The organism is Dokdonella immobilis (assembly GCF_900115085.1).
Classification (GTDB): domain Bacteria; phylum Pseudomonadota; class Gammaproteobacteria; order Xanthomonadales; family Rhodanobacteraceae; genus Dokdonella; species Dokdonella immobilis.
Window position 1 is genome coordinate 277,176 of sequence record NZ_FOVF01000002.1, and the last position, 22,931, is coordinate 300,106.

A 22,931-nucleotide genomic window follows, 5' to 3' on the forward strand; every position below is an offset into this window, starting at 1 on the left:
CCTGCGTCGGGACGACTACCTGGCATGTCGCGCTTTATCGCTTTTCCCGAGTCCCCCGATCCGCGGCGGCTGGCCGTCCTGCTCGTCAACCTGGGCACGCCGGATGCGCCGGATACGCGTTCAGTCCGGCGCTATCTAGCTGAATTCCTTTGGGATCCGCGCATCGTCGAACAGCCGCGCTGGCTCTGGTGGCTGGTTCTCAACGGCATCATCCTGCGCATCCGACCGGGGCGCTCGGCGCGCGCCTACGCCAAGGTGTGGACGGCCGAGGGCTCGCCGCTGGAGGTCGAGACACGCTCCCTGGCCGGCCGGCTGCAGGCCGCATTCGGCGAGCGCGTGACGATCCGGCATGCCATGCGTTACGGATCGCCCTCGATCGCGCAGACGCTCGAGGAAATGGCCCGGGCCGGCATGCAGCGTCTGCTCGTGGTCCCCGTGTTTCCACAGTATTCCGCGACCACGACCGCGTCGGTACTGGACGCGGTCGGCGCCGTGTTCCGGCGCTGGCGGCGACCGCCCGAACTGCGCTTCGTCAGCGATTACCACGGCGAATCCGCGCACATCGAGGCGCTCGCCCGCAGCGTCGAGCGGCACTGGCATGAGCATGGCCGCGGCGACCGGCTGCTGCTCTCATTCCACGGAATTCCCGAGCGCTACATCCGCAATGGCGATCCGTATCGCGAGCAGTGCGAAGCGACCACGGCGCACTTGCGCCGTCGCCTCGGCATGGCCGAGGACGAATTGTTGCTGAGCTATCAGTCACGCCTCGGTCGCGAGCCATGGTTGCAACCGTATACCGACATGACCCTGGCCGGATTGCCGGCGCTCGGGGTGCGCACCCTCGATGTCATGTGCCCGGGCTTTGCCGTCGACTGCCTCGAAACCCTCGAGGAAATCGCCATGGAAGGACGCGAGACCTTTCTCGAAGCCGGTGGCGAGGCATTCCGCTATATCCCGTGCCTGAACGACAACGATGACCAGGTTGCCGCGATCCGGGCCCTGATCCAGCGGCAGTGCCAGGGCTGGCCGGAGTTCAGCCTGCCGGCGAGCGTCGAGGGGTCGCCTGGCGCATGAGCATGCCAAAGGCTGCGGAACTGCGCATCCCGCTGCGCCATCTGAGCCTCGCCGCCAAGGCCTGGGGCCATGCCGACGATCCGCCGATCCTGGCCGTGCATGGCTGGCTCGACAACGCGGCCAGCTTCGATCGGCTGGCGCCCCTGTTGCCCGGACGCCGCGTGATCGCACTCGACCTGGCCGGTCATGGCCGCTCCGACCACCGCCCATCCGGCAGCTGGTATCCGTATGTCGATTTTCTCGACGACCTCGGCGAGGTCGTGCGTGGCTTTGGCTGGCCGACGGTCGACCTGCTCGGGCATTCGCTCGGGGCCACCCTGGTCAGCCTGTTTGCTGCTCTGTGCCCGGAAAGGGTGGGCCGCCTGCTACTGATCGAGGGTCTGGGCCCGCTGACCCTTGCCGTGGACAAGACCTTCGAGCAGTTGCGGCGATCGTTCACGGCGCGCGCGGCCTTCAAGGGCAATGGTCTTCGCGTATTTCCAGATATCGACGCGGCGATCGCGGCGCGGCGCAGTGCGGGCCAGCTCTCGGAGCACGCGGCGCGCTGTATCGTCGAGCGCGGGGTGCGGGCTGCGGGAGAAGGGGGCGTCGTCCGACCGGCAACGATGCAGGGTGATGCGGGTGGGTCGGAGGGCGGGCCGGATGTCAGGAGCGGCGATGGGGACCGCAGCCTCGAAAGGGGCGACGCGTTTCTGCTCGGAACGTCAGGTGGGGCGGGGCAGCGGGTGCAAGCAAGGAGCGGCGATGGGGACCGCGGCCTCGACAGGGACAATGCGTTTCTGCTCGGAACGTCAGGTGAGGCGGGGCAGCGGGTGCAAGCAGGGAGCGGCGATGGGGACCGCGGCCTCGATAGGGACAATGCGTTTCCTGGCCTCAGTTGGTCCACAGATCCGGCCTTGACCCTGCCGAGTCCGACCCGGCTGTCCGAGGAACAACTGGCGGTGATCCTGCCGAACATCTCGGCGAAAACCCTGCTCGTGCTGGCCGCGCCGGAGGCGCCCTATCTGCCGCGATCGATCATGGACGCCCGTATCGCGCTGGTCCGCGACATCGAGGTTATCCGCATGCAGGGCACCCATCACCTGCACCTGGAAGACCCGGTTCCGGTGGCGGCGGCCATCAACCGCTTTCTCGAGTCCGGCTGAATCCGCTCACGGCGCCTGGATCAGACGACCGAGCTCGGCCTTGAGGGCCTGGCCATTCACGCGCAGCCAGTCGCGTTGTTCCTCCCAGTGCGGCTGGATCGTCTCGACCAGCGACCAGAAGCGCCGCGAATGATTGCGGATGCGCAGATGGCAGAGCTCGTGCACGACGACATACTTGAGCGCGGCCGGAGGAGCCAGGGCCAGGGCCAGGTCGAGGGTGACCCGGTCGCGTGTATCGAGGCTCCCCCAGAGGCTCTTCAGGGGCCGGATGCGCACCGCGTTCGGAGCCAGGTCGAGTTGCGGGCAGATGCGGGCCAGCCAACGCGAAACGTCGCGGCGCATCTGCGCCTCGAAAAACGAACGCAGCAGCCCGCGCGCCGCATCGAGCGCGCGCCGGTGCGGCTCGGGCAGGGTCAGGACGAGGCGATCGGCGTTCAATTCGATGCGTGGATAGGTACCTGCCCGCCAGACCAGGCGCGTGGTTTCACCGCGCAGCGGAATCACCGTGGTCGCGCCGGGTTCGAGGGCCGGCGGCTGGGCACCGAGCTTGAGTTCGTCGAGCTTGCGTTCGAGCCACTCGCCATGTTTGCGCAGGAAGGCGAAGACCTGGGCCGGATGGGTGCCTTCGGGATAGGTAACCCGCGCACCGCCGGAGGTCACGGTCAGTCGCAGGCGCCGTGCTCTCGGGTGGCTCCTGCGCAGCACCTTGATCTTTTCGCCGGCCAGGGTCGGCAGTTCCAGGTAACTGTTTTCCGTTTCCAGCTTCATCGGTGTCTTCCCGCCGCTGGCAACTCCATCAGTCCTTCGCGTCCGGTCGCGGCAAACCGAACCATTCATCCAGCTTTTCGAGGAGGCGCTTCGTCTCCAGGGTCATCAGGGCAAACCGGGCATCGAGCTCGGCCTGCGCCGATTCCGAGGCCTCTTCGCCGATTTCGTCGAGCACGACATCGAGGAAGCGGAATTTCCTGACGGTCAGATCCTCGCCGAGCACGAACGCCATGCGCCCGTCGAGTTCCAGTCCCAGTTGAAACACCTGTTTACCCGATTTCAGATGCTCTCGCACCTCATCGGATTCAAGGTCCTGGCGCCTGCAGCGGACCACGGCGCCCGCCTCCGCGGGATCGCGCAATTCGCATTCGTCGCCCCAGCTCAGTCCTGCAGGAAGCTTGCCAGCAACGAGCCAGTCCGTCATCAGGATTCGCGGCGATTCGGTCGGCGCCATCGGCGTGGCCGGAAACCGTCCCAGGGCCTCGCGGACCTGGCTGACGGACTCTTCGGCGGACTTGCGGCTGGCCGTATCGATGACCATCCAGCCGGACTCCTCGGCCAGGTAGGCGAAGGTGCGCGACGGGCGCACGAAGGCCCGCGGCAGCAGGTCGGTGACGACCTCCTCCTTGAGCCGCTTGCGCTCCCGTGCGCCGATCCGACGCCCCTCCTTCGCATTGATCGCCGAGATCTTCTCGGCCAGGGCCTCGGCAATCACCGAGGCGGGCAGCAGCTTGTCCTCGCTGCCGATCGCGATCAGCGCGAACTTGCCGGAGCGGTGCACGAGTTCCTCCGACTCGCGACCGTACGGGGACACGAAGCCCCGCGTCGCCAGTTCGATCGGCCCGCAGGGGCGCAGGCGGTGATCGGCGAGACGGGTTTCCAGTTCGGACAAGGACTTGCTGGTGCTTTTCGGGAATCGGAACAGGGTCAGGTTACGGAAGAACATGGGCGGTTGCGGGTTCCATTGGAGGTGCAGGGACGCGATCCTGGCGATGCCGGGAATCAGGCGCTGAGATTGCGGGGGTTATCAGGGTCGGTCTGCCGCGATGGCCTCGGAGCCGATCTGCTCAGGATACCGCTGGGCGGCGTCCGTTCCGAGCGCGCCGAAGTCGAACAGTCGCGGATCGGCCAGTTGCGAGGGGTCGACCCGGGTCAGGGCCCGAAAGATCGCTTCGCTGCGGCCAGGGGTCTCGCGCTCCCAGGCGGCCAGCATCGCCTTGACTGCCTTGCGCTGCAGGGTGTCCTGGGAACCACAGAGGTTGCACGGCAGGATCGGGAAGCCACGCAGGTCGGAATAGGCGGCGATGTCGGCTTCGCTGCAATAGGCCAGCGGGCGGATCACCACATTGCGACCGTCGTCGGACCGCAGTTTCGGCGGCATGGCCTTGAGCCGGGCCTGATGGAACAGGTTGAGGAACAGGGTTTCAACGATGTCGTCGCGGTGGTGGCCGAGGGCGATGCGGTTGAAGCCATTGTTCGCGGCGAACTCATAGAGCGCGCCGCGGCGCAGTCGCGAACATAGGCTGCACAGGGTCCTGCCTTCGGGAATGACGCGCCTGACGACGCTGTAGGTGTCCTGTTCGAGGATGTGGAACGGAATGCCTGCGCGGCGCAATGCGTCTGGCAGCAGGCGGGCGTCGTAGCCGGGTTGCTTCTGGTCCAGGTGCACGGCGAGCAACTCGAACCTTACCGGTGCCCGCGATTGCAGGTCGCGGAGGATGTCGAGCAGGGTCCAGGAATCCTTGCCGCCGGACAGGCAGACCATGACCCGGTCGCCGTCGCCGATCATGCGGTAATCGGCAATCGCCTGGCCGACCTGATGGCGCAGGCGACGGTTCAGCGAAGTGCTCGGGTCGTTTCCGGCAATATCCATGGTCATCGGTGCGCGAGTTTCCTGATGGTCGCAGGGAACCGCCAGGGGACGCATGCGCGAGCGCCTTCGGCGGCGTTAGACTGGGCCCCTCGCAAATGCCGGCCGATCTCGCGTGCCCGGCATGCCCTGCGTGTCCCCCGTGGGTGGAGGCTAGCGGACCGATGAATCCCGAAGACCCGGTGGCCACCGTGCGCCGCCTCACGGCGCTGAAAACAGAGCATCGCGAACTCGACGCGATGATCGCGCGGCTCGTGGTCGACCCGGGCAACGACGAACTCGAACTGAAGCGGTTGAAGAAGCGCAAGCTGCATCTGAAGGACTCGATCGCCTTGCTGGAAAGCCAGTTGATTCCCGATCTGGACGCCTGACCGGGTCAGGCGCAGGTCGACCCTGTCGCGACGCGGATCAGGCCGCCTCGTCGTTGCGCCTGGCATCGCCGTCGCCGCCCGCCATCGGCAGTTCGGCAGTCAGCTTGAGGATGCCATGACGGATGTCCCGGCTCAGGATGACTTTCGACTCCTTGACCAGGTCCTCGAGTCCGTCATCGAAATCGAGCTTGTTGTTCTCGTCGGCCCAGATCACGCGGCGTTCGCGCAGTTTCTGGATGAATCCGCGAAACAGCGAACGATCGAAGAATTCCGGCGCGTTCAGCTGGTGCAACAACGACAGGCGCTGCGCGGTCAGCGAACACAGGTTCTCCAGTTCGGCCGCCGACAGCGTATGACGGCCGTTGCTGACCAGCAGGGCCAGGGTGATGTAGTAGCGTTCGACGGCCTGCAGCAGGCTGTGCGACATCACGCGAAGCTGGAAGGCGCTGTCGCTTTGCCCTGGCGCCCGCTCGATGACGCGCCCGTCGGCGTCCGTTTCGAGCAGGCCTCGCTTGACGAAGAAATCCAGGGTGACCTGCAGGCGTTCGCGGAATTCGTCCTCGCTCCAGGGCAGGAACAGCTCGGCGCGGATGAACGGATAGACCAGGCGCCCGATGCGCAGCAGGGTGGCCCGGCTCATGCGCCGGTTGTTGAGGAAGCAGCAGGCGATCCAGGCCGCGGCGACGAACACATGCTGCACGTTGTTGCGGAAGTACGAGAGCAGGACCGAGTTGTCGCCCTCGACCACGAGCACGTCGCCGAGCGGGTGCTCGACGCGCCGGATCCATTGCATCGATTCGCCGTAGGCAATGATCTGGGCCGGATTCTTGTCGGTGATCGTCATGCGGTCGCCGAACGGCAGGGCGACCAGCAGGTCCTTGCACAGGCCGATCTGGGCGAGCAGGTCGGCCTCGGCCATGGCGTGCTTGGGCATGGCCAGCAGGGCCAGGGCGAGCAGGTTGATCGGATTGACGTCGACGGCGCGGTTGATGTTCGACTGGATGCGCTCGGCCAGCGTATCGACCGCGGCGGGCAGCCATTCGGGTTTGGCCTCCGGTACGCCGGTGGATGCCCGCCAGGCCGGTGCGACCTCGTCGAGCAGGGGTGCCAGTTCGATCGGCTCGCCGAAATTGATCGTGACCTTGCCGTAGTGCTGGCGCAGTACGCGGAACGCGCGCAGCAGGCCGAGCAGCGATTCCTTTTCCTTCGGTTTGCCGGAAAGCTCGCCGATGTAGGATTTGCCCTCCATCAGTTTCTCGTAGCCGAAATAGACCGGCTGGAACATCACCGGCCGGCGCGATTCGCGCAGGAAGCTGCGCAGGGTCATGGCGAGCATGCCGCTGCGCGGGGTCAGCAGCCGTCCGGTGCGCGAACGGCCGCCCTCGATGAAATATTCCAGGGCCACGCCGCGGGCGAACAGCTGGCTGACGTATTCGGTGAACACCGCCGAGTACAGGGCGTTGGACTTGAAGCTGCGGCGCAGGAAGAACGCGCCGCCGCGGCGCAGGATCGAACCGAGGCCGGGCAGGTTGAGGTTGACGCCAGCGGCGATATGCGGCGGCACGAGCCCGTTCTGGTACAGCGTATAGCTGAGCAGCAGGTAGTCGACGTGACTGCGATGGCAGGGCACATAGATGACTTCGTGCCCGGGGGCCACCGCCCGCAGCTTGTCGAAGTGGTGCATGACGACGCCGTCGTAGAGCTTGTTCCACAGCGCGATCAACATGAACGAAATCGAGCGCACCACCGTGTGCGAGTAGTCGGCGGCGATCTCCAGGGCGTAGCCGCGTGCGCGGCGCCGCGCCTGCTCCTCGCGGATGTTTTCCTTGGTCGCCACGGCAGCGATGGTCTGGCGCACCGAATCGGCGTCGACGACGGCATCGACCACGGTCCGCCGGTGCGACAGGTCGGCGCCGATGATCGTGGTCCGGGTCAGGCGGAAATGCACGCGCAGGACGCGGGATAGCTTGCGCACGCTGCGTTCGAGCGCGACCTCGCCCTGTTCGTCGAGGGTCTGGCGCAGCGAAACCGGCGCCGAGAACTGCACGATGGTGTCGCGACCGTTGAGCAGGATGGCCAGCAGGCGGCGGAAGCGGCCGACCACGACCCAGTTCTCGGCGAACAGCACGCGGAACCAGCCTGACTGGCGGTCAGGTGCGCGGCCGACGAAGATCGAAACGGGCACCAGGCGGATGTCGTCCTGGCGGTTCCCGCTGATCAGTTCGGCCAGCTGGCTCAGCGTTTCCGAGCGCGAGGGATGCGGACGCGAGCGGAACAGGCTCGGCCGCGGGGTCAGCGCGATGATTGCTCGGGTGCGCTTGATCGGCAGCCTGGCGGCAGCCTCGTAGGGTGAAGGCAGGTCGGCCTCGCGGCAGGCCTGTTCGAGGATCAGCGTATCCGACAGGCCGTAGCGTTCGACCACGTAGACCGTGGGAACGCCATCATCGGGCAGCAGTTCCTGCGGATTCTTCGGTTCACGGCGGATGCGGATCCATGGGCGCAGGAGCGCACCGAGCAGGTTCAGCCAGGCCGGCCCGCGGACCAGGGGATCGGAAGTACGATGGAGAGGCAGTTGCTGTTGCATGGCGGTTCGTTGCCCGCACTCCGGCGTGCGCCGGCGCAGGGCCCGATCGATCAGCCACCGCTGGCGGCCGGGGCGAGAGCGGCCTGGCCGCTGTCGCGCTCCCTGAGCTTGTCGATGGTATCCCTGGCAAACCAGCGATCGTCGATCCTGACCATCTCGGAACGGGTTTCCAGCGGCGTGCCGAGCAGGGTATAGGAGATCTTCACCGCGGCCTTGTCGCCCTCATTGGAGACCAGTTCGGTATTGACCGAATCGAGCGTCTGGTCGACCGAGAAGTCATACACCTCAAGCACCTTCTTGAGGCCGTTGAAGGCGATCTTCATCTTCGGCGCGGATTGGTCGAAATCCAGCGCGCGGGCCTGGTCGAGGGTCTTCAGGTCGAGTTGCCGCGCGGTCTCGCTGATGATGGCGAGTGCCTTCTTGACCCGCTCGGGGTCGGTGAAGCGGGTCTTTTCGACCCACTGGGCGAGCGCTTCGATCACGCTGTTGGCCTGTTCCTTTTCGCTCGCGGTCAATTCCTGGCTTTGCTGGACCAGTCCGCGCAGATAGCCGCGACCCATCGAGACGATGGTCGGCATCTGTTTCTGGTACTGCGCATCGAATTGGCGGATATCGGGCTCGATTTCGGCGTAGATCGTGTCGACGGCGTCTGGCGCGGTCAGCTTGGCCATCATCTCGGCGAACTTCTGGCGCTGCTCCTCGCTCGGCGTGTCCTCGTTCTTGCGCTCGCTCCATTCGGCCTTGACCCGGGCAAACTCGGCGGGCGGCAGCATGTGCTCGATGAGGCCGGCGATGTCGCCGCTGCGGGTCAGCTCGATCGAGCGCTGCACCGTTTGCTGCGGACCGGCATTGGCGCCCGCCGTGTCCGAGCCGCTGTCGCGATTGCAGCCGGCGACGACGAAGGCAAGCATGGCCAGGAGGGAGACGCGGGCAAGGAACTTCGACATGGAAAATCCGCACTGGAAGTGAGGCGCGCACTCTACCAGTCCGATAACCCGCGCAAAAGAAAACCCGGAGGACTGATGTCTTCCGGGTTCAATCCGGCAACGCCGGAGGGGGAATCGATTCTTCGTTCTTTGCGGTGGTATCCAGGGTCCAGCGCTGCAGGCGCCGATGAAGTTGTTGGCCACATGTTACGGCGCCGTTATTCCTAATGCAATACCTTAACTTACCAAAGGTAAGACATTGATTTGTAATAAGTAATCCTCGACTCATTCCTCATTCAAGGCGCAGCGACTCGATCTTGGCCCGACGACGCATCCCGGCCGGCTGGCTCCAGTCGTTGTTGAAGAGAGCCGGCTCCCACGAGCCATAGGTTGGATTCGGCAGGACGAACCAGCGTTCGCCGATCCAGTCGAGGTACGGTGCCACGGCCTGTTGGCGACCTGCCGGGGTGTTGGCGAGGACATCGACGAGGTCACCGATCTGGTCGCCGATCTGCAGGAGGACGCGGTAGTTGCGTGAAATCAGCTCGCGTCGGCAGCCTTTTTCGCTGCCATTCTGTTCGCAGCCCGAAACGACCGTGCCGAGACCGAGGAAAACCTGCTCGCCCTCGGCAATGGGAAAGTCACGCTTGCGCAGGTTGTCGAGGGTGGCTTCGGCCAGGTCGCTGGCCCGGTTGGAGAGGTAGAAAACGGTCACGCCGCGCTCGGCCGCCAGGCGTGCGAATTCGGCCGCGCCCGGCACGGCTCGGGCCTTTTCCTCGCGGCACCATTGCGACCAGGTGAATTCGTCGTAGGACGCGCCGTTCGCGATCAATTGGGCCTGGTAGGGCGAATTGTCGAGCGCGGTCTCGTCGACGTCGAGGATGACGGCGGTCTTCGAAGGGTCCACGACCGGGGTCTTGCGCTCGCCGTTGGCCAGCGCTTCCCAGGTCGGGTCGGCAAGCGCACGATCCAGCTGCAAGGCGGCCGCATGGTAGGTCTGGCGATAGATCAGATCGCGCTCGATGGCGGTCTGGGTCCAGGCCACGGCGTTGAGATTGTCGTCCGCGGCGGGTAGTTCGGCCGCGGCCGGTGCGGCTGGCTCGACCGTCGCAACCGGCGACGCCGGGCGTGTGTTCGACAGGCAGCCGGCGAGCAACAGCGACAGCGGAAGGGCGATCAGGATGGGTTTGCGCATGCAGGAGACTCCGCGGATTCTTCATTGAACCAGTTTCGCCGGAGTCTACGACATGCGCGTGACTTTCCGGGCTGGCATTGCGTCGCGCCTGCTGACAGACTGCGGCCGTCATTCGACCCGCGTCCTCCATGCCAACAAATCCGTCGATTCTGCCGCTGAGGGTCGCCCAGGCCAGTTATGTACTGGCGGCCATTTCCCTCTGGCTGGTCCTGTATTTGCGTCTGCTCCCGGTCTTGCTGGCCGGGTTGCTGGTCTATGCCCTGGTCCGTTCGCTGGCGCCGGCGCTCGAGCGTCACCTGCCCGGCACGCGCGCGCACTGGCTCGTCGTCGCCCTGCTCGGGGCGGTGGTGGTCGGCTTCCTGACCTTCGCCATTGCCGGCGGCCTTGCCTACCTCGGTTCCGAGCACGGCAACCCCTCGCAACTGTTCGAACGCATGACCCCGGTCATCGAGCGGGCCAGGGCGCAGTTGCCGGCGTTCATCGTCGACCACCTGCCCGGCAATTCCGAACAGATCCGTATCGCCGTGATGGACTGGTTGCGCGAGCATGCGGCGCAACTTCAGCTCGCCGGCAAGAATGCTGCGAGGATCCTCGTGCATCTGCTGATCGGCATGGTGCTTGGTGCGATGCTGGCGTTGCAGACCAGCCTGCCGAAGGATTCGACCGGCCCATTGACGATGGTCCTCAATGCGCGCTGCAGCAACCTCGTCACCGCGTTCCATGACATCGTCTTCGCCCAGGTCAAGATCTCGGCGCTGAACACGCTGTTCACCGGGATCTTCCTGCTCATCGTCCTGCCGCTGTTCGGCGTCAACCTGCCGCTGGCCAAGACCCTGGTCGTGGCCACCTTCGTCTGCGGCCTGCTGCCGGTGATCGGCAACCTGATATCGAATACCCTGATCTTCGTGATCGGTCTGTCGGTCTCGCTCTGGGTCGCGATCGCGGCGCTCTCGTTCCTGATCGTCATCCACAAGCTCGAATACTTCCTCAACGCGCGCATCATCGGCGGCCAGATCCGGGCCAGGGCCTGGCAGCTGCTGATCGCGATGCTGGTCATGGAGGCCGCGTTCGGCATCGCCGGCATCATCGCCGCGCCGATCTACTACGCCTACCTGAAGCGCGAGCTCGAGGCCGGCAAGCTGGTCTGAGTATTCCCGCGCGCGGCCGGTGTGCTGGCGGGCTTCAGTCGTCGAACAGGGCGGCCAGCGCAGCGATGCTGGAGCTGGCGACTTCCTTGCGCTGGACCTCGTCCTGTTCGGCATCGCGCCCCGACCAGTGCAGGTCGGACGCCGGTAGTTCGGCCAGGAAACGACTCGGATCGTTGGCCGTGATTTCGCCGAAGCGGCGCTTGCGCCGAGCGAAGCTCAGTGCCAGTTGCTCCTTGGCCCGGGTGATGCCGACGTACATCAGGCGCCGTTCCTCCTCGAGCCGACCTTCCTCGATGCTGGCCTCGTGCGGAAACGCGCCTTCCTCGACGCCAACGATGAAGACGAAGCGGAATTCGAGGCCCTTGGCCGAATGCAGGGTCATCAGGCGCACGGCATTGCCCGGATCGTCGCGATCGCCATGGGTCAGCAGGGCGAGCTGGGCGGCGAGGTCGCCGGCCGCGCCTTCCTTCTGCATGGTGCGGAACCAGTCGCCGAGTTCCTTGAGGTTCTCCAGGCGCCGCGCACGCAGACCCGGTTCCTTGACCTGCGCGGCGATGTGTTCGACATAACCGGTGCGCTCGATCAACTGATCGACCAGTTCGGCCGCGCTCGAGCGCTCGGCGCTGCGGGCCAGGTCGCGCACGAGGTTGACGAAATCGGCCAGGGCCGAGGCCGGGCGCGCGGCGAGTTCGCTCAGCACGGCATCGTGCTGGGCCGCGCGCAACATCGAGACATGTCGCGCGCCGGCAAGCTGGCCGAGCTTTTCCAGCGTGGTCGCGCCGATGTCGCGGCGTGGAATGTTGACGATGCGCAGGAAGGCGGCGTCGTCATCGGGGTTGTTGATCAGGCGCAGGTAGGCAAGCAGGTCCTTGACCTCGGCGCGATCGAGAAAGGCCGTGCCGCCGGTCAGGTGATACGGAATGCGGGCAATGCGCAGCGCCTTTTCCAGCGGACGCGACTGGTGGTTGCCGCGATAGAGGATCGCGAACTCGTTCCAGCGCGCCTTGTGCTTGCCGGCCAGGTGCGTGATCTCGGCGGCGACGCGTTCGGCCTCGTGCTCGTCGTCGCGACACTCGAGGACCCGGATCGGCGCGCCCTCGGCGCCCTCGCTCCAGAGCTTCTTCTCGAACAGATGGGCGTTGTTGGCGATCAGCACGTTGGCCACGCGCAGGATGCGCCTGGCGCAGCGGTAGTTCTGCTCGAGCTTGATGACCTTGAGCTTCGGGTAGTCGCGCGAAAGCTCGCCGAGATTCTCCGGATTGGCGCCGCGCCAGGCGTAGATGCTCTGGTCGTCGTCACCGACCGCGGTGAACATGCCGCGCTCGCCGGCCAGCGCGCGGACCAGTCGGTACTGGGCCGTGTTCGTGTCCTGGTACTCGTCGAGCAGCAGGTAGCGGATGCGCTCCTGCCAGGCAGCGCGCGCCTCGTCGTCGTTCTCGAGTATCGCGAGCGGCAGCCGGATTAGGTCGTCGAAATCGACCGCGTTGAAGGCGGCCAGGCGCTTCTGGTACGCGGCATAGATGTCGGCCGCCTCGCGCTCGCGCGCCCCGGCGGCCGCCTGCGCGGCCTGCTCGGGCGTGAAGCCCTCGTTCTTGGCCCGCGAAACCAGCGACTGCAGGGCCCACAGCGCGTCGTTCTTGATGCCCTTGGGCGCCAGCTCCTTGATCAGGCCCTGGCTGTCATCGGCATCGAGAACCGAAAAGCCACGGCGCAGACCCGCGCGCGCATGTTCGAGCTGCAGGAACTTGAGACCGAGCGCGTGGAACGTGCAGACCGTCAGACCTTCCGCAGCGGGCCCCTGGATCAACTTGCCGACGCGTTCGCGCATCTCGCGCGCGGCCTTGTTGGTGAAGGTGATCGCGGCGATCTTCGAAGCCGACAGGTGCTTGCGCCGGACCAGATGGGCGATCTTCTCGGTGATGACCCGGGTCTTGCCCGAGCCGGCACCGGCCAGCACCAGCAGGGGGCCGTCGCAGTAGTCGATGGCGGCGCGTTGTTGGGGGTTGAGCATGTGGGGCCGGGAATCGGGAATGGAGAATCGGGAATGGGCAGAGCGGATACCCGCAATTGTGCCCTTGCGGCACCGATCCGTCATGCGCGGGGACGGCGATCAATATTGATGTGACAGAATCGCGCCCCTGCTTCGGAGCGTTTCGCTATTCCCCATTCTCCATTCTCCATTCTCCATTCCCGAATCCCGGCCTCCCGATGTCCAAACTCTATTTCTATTACTCGGCGATGAATGCCGGCAAGACCACGACCCTGCTGCAGAGTGCCTACAACTATCACGAGCGCGGCATGCGCACGCGCATCCTGACCCCGAAGCTCGACAACCGCTCGGGCGAAGGCGTGGTTGCGTCGCGGATCGGGCTCAAGGCCGAGGGGTTGCGCTTCGAGCGCGATGACGATCTGCTGGCCCTGATCGATGCCGACATCGGCGCGCATGGCAAGCTCGATTGCGTGCTGGTCGACGAGGCGCAGTTCCTGAGCAAGGCCCAGGTCTGGCAGCTGACCGACGTGGTCGACCTGCGCGGCATCCCGGTGCTTGCCTATGGCCTGCGTACCGATTTTCGCGGCGAACTGTTCGAGGGCAGCCAGTACCTGCTGGCCTGGGCCGACCACCTCGACGAGATCAAGACGATCTGCCACAGCGGCCGCAAGGCGACCATGGTCGTGCGCGTCGACGAACACGGCCGCGCCCTGACCGACGGCCCGCAGGTCGAGATCGGCGGCAACGAGCGCTATGTCTCGGTCAGCCGCGCCGAGTTCAAGAAGATCGTCGCCGGCGAAGGTCGCATCGAACTGCAGCAGCCGGTGTTGCCGCTTTGAAAGCCGGGATTCGGGATTCGGGATTCGAAACAGCGCCGCGCTTTGCCCTGTACCAGCTTCCTGGCGACGACCGAAGCTTTGAATTCCGCTCGATCTGAGAGCGTCGAATTGATTCGAATCCCGAATCCCGAATCCCGGCTTTCAGTGCTGACACCGCGGGCAGTAGAACGTCGAGCGCTGGCCGAGGGTGATCGAGCGGATCGGGGTGCCGCAATTGCGGCAGGCTTGTCCCGCGCGGCCGTAGACGAACAGCTCCTGCTCGAAGTAGCCCGGTACGCCGTCGGGCGAGATGAAATCGCGCAGCGTGGTGCCGCCGCGATCGATGGCGTAACGCAGGATGCGTTTGATCGCATCGGCCAGCATGGCGTAGCGCATGCGCGAAACGGCGCCGGCCCGGCGTCGTGGATGGATGCCGGCGGCGAACAGGGCCTCGGCTGCGTAGATGTTGCCGACGCCGACGACGACGGCCTGGTCCATGATGAAGGTCTTGACCGAGGTCGAGCGGCCCTGGGCCGTGCGCCAGAGCATGTCACCGTCGAATGCGTCGCCGAGCGGCTCGGGTCCGAGCTTGGCCAGCAGTTCATGGGTGGTGCCGGCCGGTTGCCAGAGCAGGCTGCCGAAGCGGCGTGGATCGGTAAAGCGCAGCACGCGTCCGGAATCGAGGTGCCAGTCGTAGTGGTCATGCTTGCCCGGCACGGTGTTTTCGCCGAGCACGCGCAGGCTGCCGGACATGCCGAGATGGATCACGGCACTGCCGACCTCGGTGTGCACGAGCAGGTATTTGGCCCGGCGTTCAACCGCATTGATCGACTGCCCGGGCAAGGCGTCGATCAGCGGCGTCGGTATCGGCCAACGCAATTGCGGCTGGCGAACGACCAGGCCCTTGATGCGGCGGCCGACGAGGTGCGGTGCGATACCGACCCGCGTGGTTTCGACTTCGGGAAGTTCGGGCATGGCCGAGGACCGTCAGGGTGACGCGGGAATGGGCCTGCCGAGCAGGGCCTGGGCCTGTCCCGGAGCCAGCCGATAACGGATGGGTGGAGAAGCACGCCGGAGGAAGGCGCCCTCGGCGTCGGCCCCAAGCGTGAACTCGATCGTCGAGTCATCGGCCAACCGCAGCTCGACCTGCGTACCGGTCGCGGCGGTCGCTGTATCCGCGTCGGCGACCAGGCGCGCCGCCTGCGCGTCGCTCCAGGCCCCGAGGAGATCCGCGCGCACGCTGCCGTCGATGCGCAGGCTGGCCGGGGTCGAACCTCCTGGAACCAAGTGGCGATCGAGCTCGCTTTCGGGCGCGGCGAGGAGAAACGGACTGAATCGATCGGGGACCATGGCGATGCGGTCGCCGGTTCGCACATAGCGATCGCCACCCAGCGCGTCGGTCAAGCCGATGTCGAAATGCGTATCGTCGAGAACAAGGCGCATCAGCGGCGGTGCAAGTCCGACCTTGGCGACATCGAAGGCGTCCAGCGCATGCCGCCTGCGCACCGGCGAACGGGCAATTGAAAGCAGCCTTGCAACGACGGCGTCGTCGGCCGGCAGGTCATACGGCTGACGCATCGTCCAATGTGCGCCGTCGCGTTCGAACACGCGACGCTGGCACTGCCGGCAATTGACCTCGATGCGTCGGACGGCGGAGGTATCGAGCGTGCTCAGTGGCGGCTCGAAACCGGCCACTTCGCGCTCGACCTGCCACCAGGCGGCCAGGCCGAGCAGGACGACCAGGCCGAGCAGGATCAGGTTGGTGCGGCTTGCGCGTTGCATCAGCGCCGCCGACGTCGACGCCAGATCCACAGACCGCTGCCGGCGAGCAGGATCGGCAAGCCGAGCAGGAAGCCGAAGCTCAAGATCGCGAGGGTCGTCTCCGACAGGTCGAGATGGCGATCCTCGGCGCTGCGTTCGGGAATGGCGATCAGGGCATCATCGGCCAGCAGCCAGTCGAAAAGGCGCGTGCCGAGCTCGCGGTTGCCGCCGTTGCCGAGATAGCTGTTGGAAAGGAAATCACCATCGCCGATCACGGCGACGCGCTGTTCGCGCGCGCCGGGCCGCGGCGACAGGCGGGTGATGGCGAAGCCGAAATCGAGCGGACCGGCGATTTCGCCGTCCTTGCCGTCGTAGCGCACGTCCGCGGCTGGCTCGCCGGCTTTCGGAATGTGCCCGGTTTCGTTCCAGGATTGCTGCGAGCTCTGCAGGAGCGACTTGAAATCCCAGCGCGGCGGGGCGAGCTGGGCCAGCGCGACCGGTTGCGGAAACAGCGTGCCGAGGTCGAAACCAGCAAGGGCGGGATGGCCCGTGTACCGATTCACCGCAACAAAGCTGGGGTCCTGGATTCCAAACGCCTGCCCCGAGCCGTCGACGATCACGCCCGGCAGCACGCGGATCGACAAGGCTTCGGCCAGCGCATCGAGGCCGCTGTTCTCGTCGGGTTCGATGAACCAGAGCAGGTTGCCGCCGCGCTCGATGTAGTCGACCAGTTCGAGCGCGGCAGGTCCGGGCAGGGCGACGCGCGGGTTCGCGATGACCAGCAGGTCGACATTGTCGGGAACACGCCGGGTCGTGCTGAGGGCCAGATTGAGGACGCGGATCCCGCGTTGCCTGAGGGTCTCGCCGAACTGGCCGAAGTCGGCATTGGCGACACCGTCGGGTTTGCGTTCGCCTTCGCCCTCGAGAAACGCGACCAGGCGCTCACGCGCGCGCGACAGGCGCAACAGGGCGCCGCTCAAGGCACCCTCGCTGAGTTCCTTCAGGCGCTCGCTGCGGCCATTGAAGCGCAACTCGATCTCGCCGTCGATCTGCACGCCAGCCTCGCGCATCGCATTCGGATCGGCATCCGGGTCGACGAAACGCAGGCTCAGGTCCGGCTTGACGCGCTCATAGCGGGCGATGAAGTCCCCGATGGTCTTGCGCAGGTTGCCCTGCGGTCGCGCGTAGGAAACGATTTCGACCGGCCCCTTCATCGATTCGAGCAGGGCCTTCGACTCGGCACCGAGGCTCAGGCGCTGGGCGCGACTGATGTCATGGACGAATCCGTAGCGCGTGCTCAGAAAACCGACCAGCAGGGCGACCGCAACCAGCAGGACGAGGTGGAAGAGGTTGTTCAGGCGATCGCCCACGGCTCAGCCTCGCGTCCGCAGGGTGTCGAGTCTGCGCGAAGCCAGCAGCAGGGCCAGCGTCGTCAGCAGCAGGAAGTAGACGATATCGACGCTGGCGACGAGCCCGAACAGGAACGGTTCCAGATGGGTCGACAGCGACAGCCAGTTGATCAGGGCATTGTCGACGCCCTGGAACCGCGCACCCATGTCGAGCATGGCCAGCAGGCTACCGAGAATCAGCGCCGCAGCGGCGGCCAGGGCCGGGGAGGCGGTCCAGGCCGAGCAGGCGATGCCGATCGCGGTCAGGCTCGCGGCATAGAGCAGCAGGCCGAGCGTGGCCGCGGCGAGGCGGCCGAGGTCGAGGCTGCTGCCGAACTCGAGGCTCAATGGCATCAGCACGGCCAGGATCACGACCAGGGCAACGAGGCCGAACGCACCAAGGAACTTGCCGACGACGATGCGCAGATTGCCCACACCGGCAGACAGCAGCAGCGGCAGGGTGTGTGCGCGACGCTCGCCGGCCAGGCTCTGCATGGTCGCCAGCGGCGCAATCAGCATGAGCAGGCCGGACAGGCTGCGCAGCAGCGGAATGGCGATCAGGTCGGTCGCGCCCTGGGCGTTGGGCACGGCATCGAGTTTCGGCAGGATGCGCAGGTAGGCGTCGAGCGCAACGAGGAACTGCCAGGCCAGCAGGGCGCAGGTCAGGGCGAGCAGGATCCAGGCAAACGGCTGGGCGAACCGGCGCTTGAGGTCGTTGCCGGCGATCAGGCGGATCGCGTTCAAGCGGCGGCCTCCGCGCCCGTTTCGCCGGCGATGCGTACGAAGATGTCCTCGAGCGCATTTCCGTCGGTGCGCAGTTCCAGCAAACCGAAGCCGCGCTCGTTGATGGCCCTGGCCAGTTCGCCAGCGGGAACGCCCTCCTTCAGGACGATGCGCCAGTGTTGCGCGTCGAGCGCCCTCGCTTCGGCGATCGCTGCAATGGCAGTCCAGTCCTGCGAACCGACCGGGCGCTCGACGCGCACGCGCAGGGCAGCGCCGGCATCGAGTTCGGAAAGGATCGCCGTGTGGCGCAGGCGCCCCCGATGCAGGATCGCCACGCGATCGCAGCAGGCCAGAACGTCCGACAGCACATGCGTGGACAGGATCACGGCATGCGCGTCGGCCAGGGTTCGGATCAACTCGCGCAGACGCAGCGCCTGGATCGGATCGAGGCCCGAGGCCGGCTCGTCGAGCACGATCAGGGCCGGTTCGTGGATGATCGCCTGGGCCAGGCCGACGCGCTGGCGAAAGCCCTTGGACAGGAGGCTGGTCAGGCGCCGGCGCATCTCGCCGAGCTCGCAGCGCTCGATGGCACGCTCGACCGCGGGCCCGATCGCCGTGCGCGACAGGCCGTGCAGGCGGGCACAGAAGCGCAGGTATTCCTCGACGCTGAGCTCGCCATACAGCGGTGGATCCTCGGCCAGGTAGCCGATCTCCGTTTGTGCGATTTCAGGATGCCCGTAGAGATCGCGTCCGCCGAGTCGCACGCTGCCCGAGGTCGGCGCGAGCAGGCCGGACACCATGCGCAACGTGGTCGACTTGCCGGCGCCATTGACGCCGAGCAGGCCGAGCACTTCGCCACGATCGAGGCTGAGGTCGATCTCCTCGACGATGGCGCGGCCGGACAGACGGCGCGACACACGATCGAGGGAGAGCACGGGGGGGGATTCATTCATGCCGGGCGGATTGTTCCGGCTATGCGCGGGAAGGGCAAGCGGCAATTCGCTTCCCTGCTCCCTTTTTGGCTCGATCTCCCGGAGATTTGGAGGAGGAGTTGCACTGCCTCATGGCGAGCGAGTTGATTCGGACTCACGGTAGGAGCGCCTTCAGGCGCGATGCTTTCCTGCACGCTTCGAACTTCTACGCCGTCGTCCCTTCCCTTCGACAAGCTCAGGACGGGCCGGGGTTCGTCCGGGCAGGGACCCAGCGACCTTGCTTTTCGAGCTGTAGGTTATCGCTTTGCGGCCCACGTTTGGTCTCAGGGCAAAGCTTTCACTCGCCTTCGCCGAGCGAGTCACTCCGATTCCACTGTAGGAGCGCCTTCAGGCGCGATGCTGTCCTGCACGACTCGAACTTCTACATCGTCGTCCCTGTGCAGGCAGGGACCTTGTGACTCGGCTTCTGCGCATGTTCGTGCATCGCTACGCGGCGCGAGATGTGTCGATCCAGTGCCAAGCTTTCACTCGCCTCCGGCGAGCGAGGCACTCCGCTGCCACTGTAGGAGCGCCTTCAGGCGCGATGCCTTTCCGCACGATTCGAACATCCACGCTGTTGTCCCTATGCAGGCAGGGATCCAGTGCCTTGGCCTTTCCGCTTGTCCGTGCATCGCTGCGCGGTGCATTCGTGGGGGTAAGGGCTTTCACTCGCCTTCGGCGAGCGAGTTACTTTCTCTTGCGTGGCCAAGAGAAAGTAACCAAAGAGAAGGCCACCCCAAAGCGGTGGTCTCCGGGCATCCTGCCCTGCGACTACGCGGCCGGACTACGGGGGTTCGCTGACAGCACCTCCGTGTGCTGGCAGCGAACTGGGCGCAATCCAATGCGCCCACCCTTCGCGCCTTTCCTTCGCCCGTCCGCCACCACTTACGGGGCCCGGTTAGCGCGCATCCTGCGCGCCAGAGCGAAAAGCAACAGCAACAGCAACAGCAACAGCCAAAGCCAACGCCAAAGCCAAAGCCAAAGCCAAAGCCAAAGCCAAAGCCAAAGCCAAAGCCAAAGCCAAAGCCCCTCATCCGCCTGCGGCACCTTCTCCCGCACGGCGGGAGAAGGAAGTTCAAGAGCAGAGACGAAGCCGCATCCGCAGGCTTGCGGGAGTCTGCTTCGTCTTGGCTGCGCAGGATGCGCAGTGAATGGGGCCCCTATGCAGTGGCGCAGTGGCGGAGAAAAGGCCCGCAGGGTGGCTCGCAGGGATGCGAGCCAGTTGGCTGCCAGTCCATGGATGGACTGTCAGCCAACCCCGGAGCCGCTGCGCGAAGTCGCAGGGCAGGATGCCCGGAGACCACTGCATTGGGGTGGCCTTCTCTTTGGTTACTTTCTCTTGGCCACGCAAGAGAAAGTGACTCGCTCGCCGAAGGCGAGTGAAAGCTCTGCTGCACCAACGCCTCGCAGAATGACCTGCAACTTTGAAGGTGCCATGCGCCAGGTCAGGGCTTCTTCTGGATAGAAGCTTTAGCAAAGCCACGCGCTTTGCGCGGGGGCCAACCAGCAGTAAAGAAGAACCCGCCATTCGGCGGGTTCTTCTTGAAGCACCTGATTAGAATTGGTTACTTTCTCTTGGCCACGCAAGAGAAAGTAACTCGCTCGCCGAAGGCGAGTGAAAGCTCTGCTGTACCAACGCCTCGCAGAATGACCTGCAAGTTTGAAGGTGCCATGCGCCAGGTCAGGGCTTCTTCCAGATGGAAGCTTTAGCAAAGCCACGCGCTTTGCGCGGGGGACAACCAGCAGTAAAGAAAAACCCGCTATTCGGCGGGTTCTTCTTGAAGCACCTGATTAGAAGCTGGGCCCGGCTTTCGCCGGGGTGAAGCGTTGGCAAAGCCACGCGCGGTGCGCGTGGGCCAATGCTTCACTTGATCTTGGCTTCCTTGTAGGCCACGTGCTTGCGCACGACGGGATCGTATTTCTTGATCTCCATCTTGTCGGGCGTGGTCTTCTTGTTCTTGTCGGTCGTGTAGAAATGGCCGGTGCCTGCGGAGGACACGAGGCGGATCTTGTCGCGCTTGGATGCCATGATTCGATACTCCTCAGATCTTCTCGCCGCGCGAACGCAGCTCGGCGATGACTACTTCGATACCCTTCTTGTCGATCGTGCGCAGGCCGTGGCTCGAGACCTTGAGCTTGATCCAGCGGTTCTCACTGGCCACCCAGAAGCGGCGCTCGTGAAGGTTCGGCAGCCAGCGGCGGCGCGTCTTGTTGTTGGCGTGTGAAACGTTGTTGCCGGACTGGAAACTCTTTCCGGTGACTTGGCATACCTTGGACATGCGAACCTCGTCGTAGTCTGTTACCGCCCTTGGCCAGGACGGAAGCGGCCCAGCGGCGACAGTGCGCCACACGATGCTGGGGGGCTTCGGCCATGCGACAGAGGGGTCGTGTACCGGGGACTGCCCAACCGGAGAACCGGCGGAACGGGCCGAAGCGAGCCGCGCTTTATAGCCGATTCCCCGGTTTCTGGCAAGCCGGGGCCGCGCAGGAGCGTCAGATTTCCTCGGTCGCGGTGCGCTTCGAGCGGCGGATCAGCCAGGCCACGCCGCGCAGGTCGGCGATGCCGACCAGGGCGCGATTGAGGTTGTTGTACTTGGACACCCCGGATCCGCGCGCCCGGTGGTTGACCGGGACGCTCTTGACCTGCCAGCCGGCGCGCTGCATCAGCGCCGGCAGGTAGCGATGCATGTGGTCGAAATAGGGCAGGTCGAGAAAGGCGGCGCGCTCGAACAGCTTGATGCCGCAACCGGTGTCCGGGGTTTCATCGCGGAGCAGGCGGCTGCGCAGGCCATTGGCGAATTTCGAGGCGAAGCGCTTGCTGCCGGTGTCCTTGCGATTGACGCGCCAGCCGGCGAACAGCTTGATCGTGTCCGGCGATTCGTCGCGCATGGCGATCAGCCTGGGAATATCGGCCGGATCGTTCTGGCCATCGCCATCGAGGGTGGCGATCCACTCGCCACGCGCGGCCCTGACCCCGGTGCGCACGGCCGTGCTCTGGCCGCTCTGGGACAGGTGCCGGATCACGCGCAGTTCAGGGTAGTCGGCCTTGGCCGCGGTCAGCACGGCGAGCGTATCGTCCTTGCTCGCGTCGTCGACATAGACGATCTCGAAATCAGCCGCTCCGCGCAGTGCGGCCGCGATCTCTCCGATCAGGGGCAGGACATTGTCGCGCTCGTTGAAGACTGGCACGACGACCGAGAGCTGGGGCATGAGCCGCATCCTGTGAGGGAAATCCGGCGACCGCGCGGCGCCGATGTCGTCGCCGATTATCGCCGATCGACGCGTTCAGCCCCAGACCTGCGACAAAACAACCCGAATCAGCGGATCCGCCCGAGTATGCCGTCAAGCTCGTCGAGGCTGTGGTAGTGGATCACCATCTTGCCACGGCCGCCACGCCCATGGCTCAGCGATACCCGCGTGCCGAGCTTGCCGGCCAGTTCGTTTTCGAGTGCCTCGATGTCGGCATCGCGCTTGGGCCTCGCCGCCTTGCCCTTCGGCAGTTCGGTGGCGCGACGGACGGCTTCCTCGAGTTCGCGAACCGACCATTCCTGATCGACGGCCTTCTGCGCAAGGGCAATCGCGCGCGCCTGCGGAAGCGTGAGCAGGGCGCGCGCGTGGCCCATCTCGAGACGGCCGTCGTCAAGATGGGCGCGGATCGGATCGGGCAGGTCGAGCAGGCGAAGCAGATTGGAAACCGCCGCGCGCGAACGGCCCACCGCATCGGCGGCCTGCTGGTGGGTCAGCTTGAATTCGGCGATCAGGCGGGCCAATGCATGGGCTTCCTCCAGCGGCGAGAGGTCCTCGCGCTGGATGTTCTCGATCAGGGCAATGGCAATCGCGGTGCGGTCGTCGATATCGCGCACGAGAGCCGGTATTTCGGTCAGTCCGGCGAGTTGGCTCGCGCGCCAGCGCCGCTCGCCGGCGATCAGTTCGAAACGGCCGGCGTCCGTGCTGCGCACGATGATCGGCTCGATCACGCCCTGCGTCTTGATCGACTCGGCCAGTTCCTCGAGCAGGGCCTCGTCGAAGTGACGGCGCGGCTGGTAGCGGCCAGCACTGATCGATGCGACGGCCAGCGAGCGCAACTCACCTTCGCTCGCGCTCGCTGTAGTGGTGGATTCGGTTTCGGGATCGGCGCCGCCGAGCAGGGCGTCGAGCCCGCGTCCGAGGCCAAGCCCGCGTTTCTTTGCTGCCATTGC

21 protein-coding genes are annotated in these 22,931 nt (G+C 65.6%); 5 read left to right on the forward strand and 16 right to left on the reverse strand.

Going from position 1 to position 22,931, the window contains the following annotated elements; genetic code table 11:
- The first annotated feature begins 24 nt into the window (after positions 1 to 24).
- Both hemH and BM125_RS02470 read left to right on the forward strand, forming a co-directional pair.
- The gene (hemH, locus tag BM125_RS02465) at positions 25 to 1,074 is read left to right on the forward strand and encodes a ferrochelatase (protein WP_092404525.1); all 1,050 of its coding nucleotides are present in this window, start codon (positions 25 to 27) and stop codon (positions 1,072 to 1,074) included.
- Positions 1,071 to 2,219 (forward strand): alpha/beta fold hydrolase, encoded by a 1,149-nt coding sequence (locus BM125_RS02470; protein ID WP_092404527.1) that lies wholly within the window; start codon positions 1,071 to 1,073, stop codon positions 2,217 to 2,219. The genes hemH and BM125_RS02470 overlap by 4 nt, the downstream gene beginning before the upstream one ends.
- A 6-nt stretch (positions 2,220 to 2,225) precedes the next feature.
- Here BM125_RS02470 and BM125_RS02475 read toward each other — a convergent pair whose 3' ends face one another.
- From BM125_RS02475 to ttcA, 3 genes are all read right to left on the reverse strand, one after another.
- A complete protein-coding gene (locus BM125_RS02475; RefSeq protein ID WP_092404529.1) occupies positions 2,226 to 2,987 on the reverse strand; it encodes a M48 family metallopeptidase in 762 nt (253 codons plus the stop codon).
- Positions 2,988 to 3,015: 28 nt separating this feature from the next.
- Positions 3,016 to 3,933: a recombination-associated protein RdgC gene (locus tag BM125_RS02480; protein ID WP_092404531.1), complete on the reverse strand. Its 918-nt coding sequence runs from the start codon at positions 3,931 to 3,933 to the stop codon at positions 3,016 to 3,018.
- A gap of 81 nt (positions 3,934 to 4,014) precedes the next feature.
- Positions 4,015 to 4,866 (reverse strand): tRNA 2-thiocytidine(32) synthetase TtcA, encoded by an 852-nt coding sequence (gene ttcA / locus BM125_RS02485; RefSeq protein WP_092404533.1) that lies wholly within the window; start codon positions 4,864 to 4,866, stop codon positions 4,015 to 4,017.
- 155 nt (positions 4,867 to 5,021) lie between these two features.
- Between ttcA and BM125_RS02490 the strand changes: the two genes are divergently transcribed.
- Positions 5,022 to 5,228, forward strand: a complete 207-nt coding sequence (locus BM125_RS02490) for a YdcH family protein (protein ID WP_092404535.1) — start codon at positions 5,022 to 5,024, stop codon at positions 5,226 to 5,228.
- A gap of 37 nt (positions 5,229 to 5,265) precedes the next feature.
- Here BM125_RS02490 and plsB read toward each other — a convergent pair whose 3' ends face one another.
- From plsB to BM125_RS02505, 3 genes are all read right to left on the reverse strand, one after another.
- A complete protein-coding gene (gene plsB / locus BM125_RS02495; protein ID WP_092404537.1) occupies positions 5,266 to 7,812 on the reverse strand; it encodes a glycerol-3-phosphate 1-O-acyltransferase PlsB in 2,547 nt (848 codons plus the stop codon).
- A gap of 50 nt (positions 7,813 to 7,862) precedes the next feature.
- Positions 7,863 to 8,759, reverse strand: a complete 897-nt coding sequence (locus BM125_RS02500) for a hypothetical protein (RefSeq protein ID WP_092404539.1) — start codon at positions 8,757 to 8,759, stop codon at positions 7,863 to 7,865.
- A 271-nt stretch (positions 8,760 to 9,030) separates the two neighbouring features.
- Positions 9,031 to 9,933 carry a 5'-nucleotidase, lipoprotein e(P4) family gene (locus BM125_RS02505; protein WP_092404541.1) on the reverse strand — a complete coding sequence of 301 codons (903 nt, stop codon included), beginning with the start codon at positions 9,931 to 9,933 and terminating at the stop codon, positions 9,031 to 9,033.
- 128 nt (positions 9,934 to 10,061) lie between these two features.
- Between BM125_RS02505 and BM125_RS02510 the strand changes: the two genes are divergently transcribed.
- Positions 10,062 to 11,081: an AI-2E family transporter gene (locus BM125_RS02510; RefSeq protein WP_092404543.1), complete on the forward strand. Its 1,020-nt coding sequence runs from the start codon at positions 10,062 to 10,064 to the stop codon at positions 11,079 to 11,081.
- Positions 11,082 to 11,115: 34 nt separating this feature from the next.
- On the opposite strand, the gene BM125_RS02515 is transcribed toward BM125_RS02510, so the two are convergent.
- On the reverse strand, positions 11,116 to 13,092 hold the full coding sequence (locus tag BM125_RS02515; RefSeq protein WP_092404545.1) for a UvrD-helicase domain-containing protein: 1,977 nt from the start codon (positions 13,090 to 13,092) through the stop codon (positions 11,116 to 11,118).
- A gap of 197 nt (positions 13,093 to 13,289) precedes the next feature.
- On the opposite strand from BM125_RS02515, the gene BM125_RS02520 reads away from it, so the two are divergent.
- Complete coding sequence (locus BM125_RS02520; protein WP_092404547.1) at positions 13,290 to 13,910, forward strand: thymidine kinase; 621 nt, start codon at positions 13,290 to 13,292, stop codon at positions 13,908 to 13,910.
- A gap of 141 nt (positions 13,911 to 14,051) precedes the next feature.
- On the opposite strand, the gene mutM is transcribed toward BM125_RS02520, so the two are convergent.
- The 9 genes from mutM to BM125_RS02565 all read right to left on the reverse strand — a co-directional run bounded on the left by mutM (position 14,052) and on the right by BM125_RS02565 (position 22,928).
- Positions 14,052 to 14,864 carry a bifunctional DNA-formamidopyrimidine glycosylase/DNA-(apurinic or apyrimidinic site) lyase gene (mutM, locus tag BM125_RS02525; protein ID WP_092404549.1) on the reverse strand — a complete coding sequence of 271 codons (813 nt, stop codon included), beginning with the start codon at positions 14,862 to 14,864 and terminating at the stop codon, positions 14,052 to 14,054.
- A 12-nt stretch (positions 14,865 to 14,876) separates the two neighbouring features.
- Positions 14,877 to 15,671 (reverse strand): DUF4340 domain-containing protein, encoded by a 795-nt coding sequence (locus BM125_RS02530; RefSeq protein WP_139224826.1) that lies wholly within the window; start codon positions 15,669 to 15,671, stop codon positions 14,877 to 14,879.
- Entirely contained in the window at positions 15,671 to 17,020 is a 1,350-nt protein-coding gene (locus BM125_RS02535; protein ID WP_092404553.1) for a GldG family protein, read from the reverse strand. The genes BM125_RS02530 and BM125_RS02535 overlap by 1 nt, the downstream gene beginning before the upstream one ends.
- Before the next feature lie 3 nt (positions 17,021 to 17,023).
- Entirely contained in the window at positions 17,024 to 17,782 is a 759-nt protein-coding gene (locus BM125_RS02540; protein ID WP_092404555.1) for an ABC transporter permease, read from the reverse strand.
- On the reverse strand, positions 17,779 to 18,714 hold the full coding sequence (locus BM125_RS02545; protein ID WP_092404557.1) for an ABC transporter ATP-binding protein: 936 nt from the start codon (positions 18,712 to 18,714) through the stop codon (positions 17,779 to 17,781). Before BM125_RS02545 ends, BM125_RS02540 begins: the two co-directional genes overlap by 4 nt.
- Positions 18,715 to 20,596: 1,882 nt before the next feature.
- The gene (gene rpmG, locus BM125_RS02550; RefSeq protein ID WP_425429588.1) at positions 20,597 to 20,764 is read right to left on the reverse strand and encodes a 50S ribosomal protein L33; all 168 of its coding nucleotides are present in this window, start codon (positions 20,762 to 20,764) and stop codon (positions 20,597 to 20,599) included.
- A 10-nt stretch (positions 20,765 to 20,774) separates the two neighbouring features.
- The gene (gene rpmB, locus BM125_RS02555) at positions 20,775 to 21,011 is read right to left on the reverse strand and encodes a 50S ribosomal protein L28 (RefSeq protein WP_092404559.1); all 237 of its coding nucleotides are present in this window, start codon (positions 21,009 to 21,011) and stop codon (positions 20,775 to 20,777) included.
- A 214-nt stretch (positions 21,012 to 21,225) separates the two neighbouring features.
- On the reverse strand, positions 21,226 to 21,942 hold the full coding sequence (locus tag BM125_RS02560; protein ID WP_092404647.1) for a glycosyltransferase family 2 protein: 717 nt from the start codon (positions 21,940 to 21,942) through the stop codon (positions 21,226 to 21,228).
- Positions 21,943 to 22,049: 107 nt separating this feature from the next.
- Positions 22,050 to 22,928 (reverse strand): ParB/RepB/Spo0J family partition protein, encoded by an 879-nt coding sequence (locus BM125_RS02565; protein ID WP_092404561.1) that lies wholly within the window; start codon positions 22,926 to 22,928, stop codon positions 22,050 to 22,052.
- Between the last annotated feature and the right edge of the window lie 3 nt (positions 22,929 to 22,931).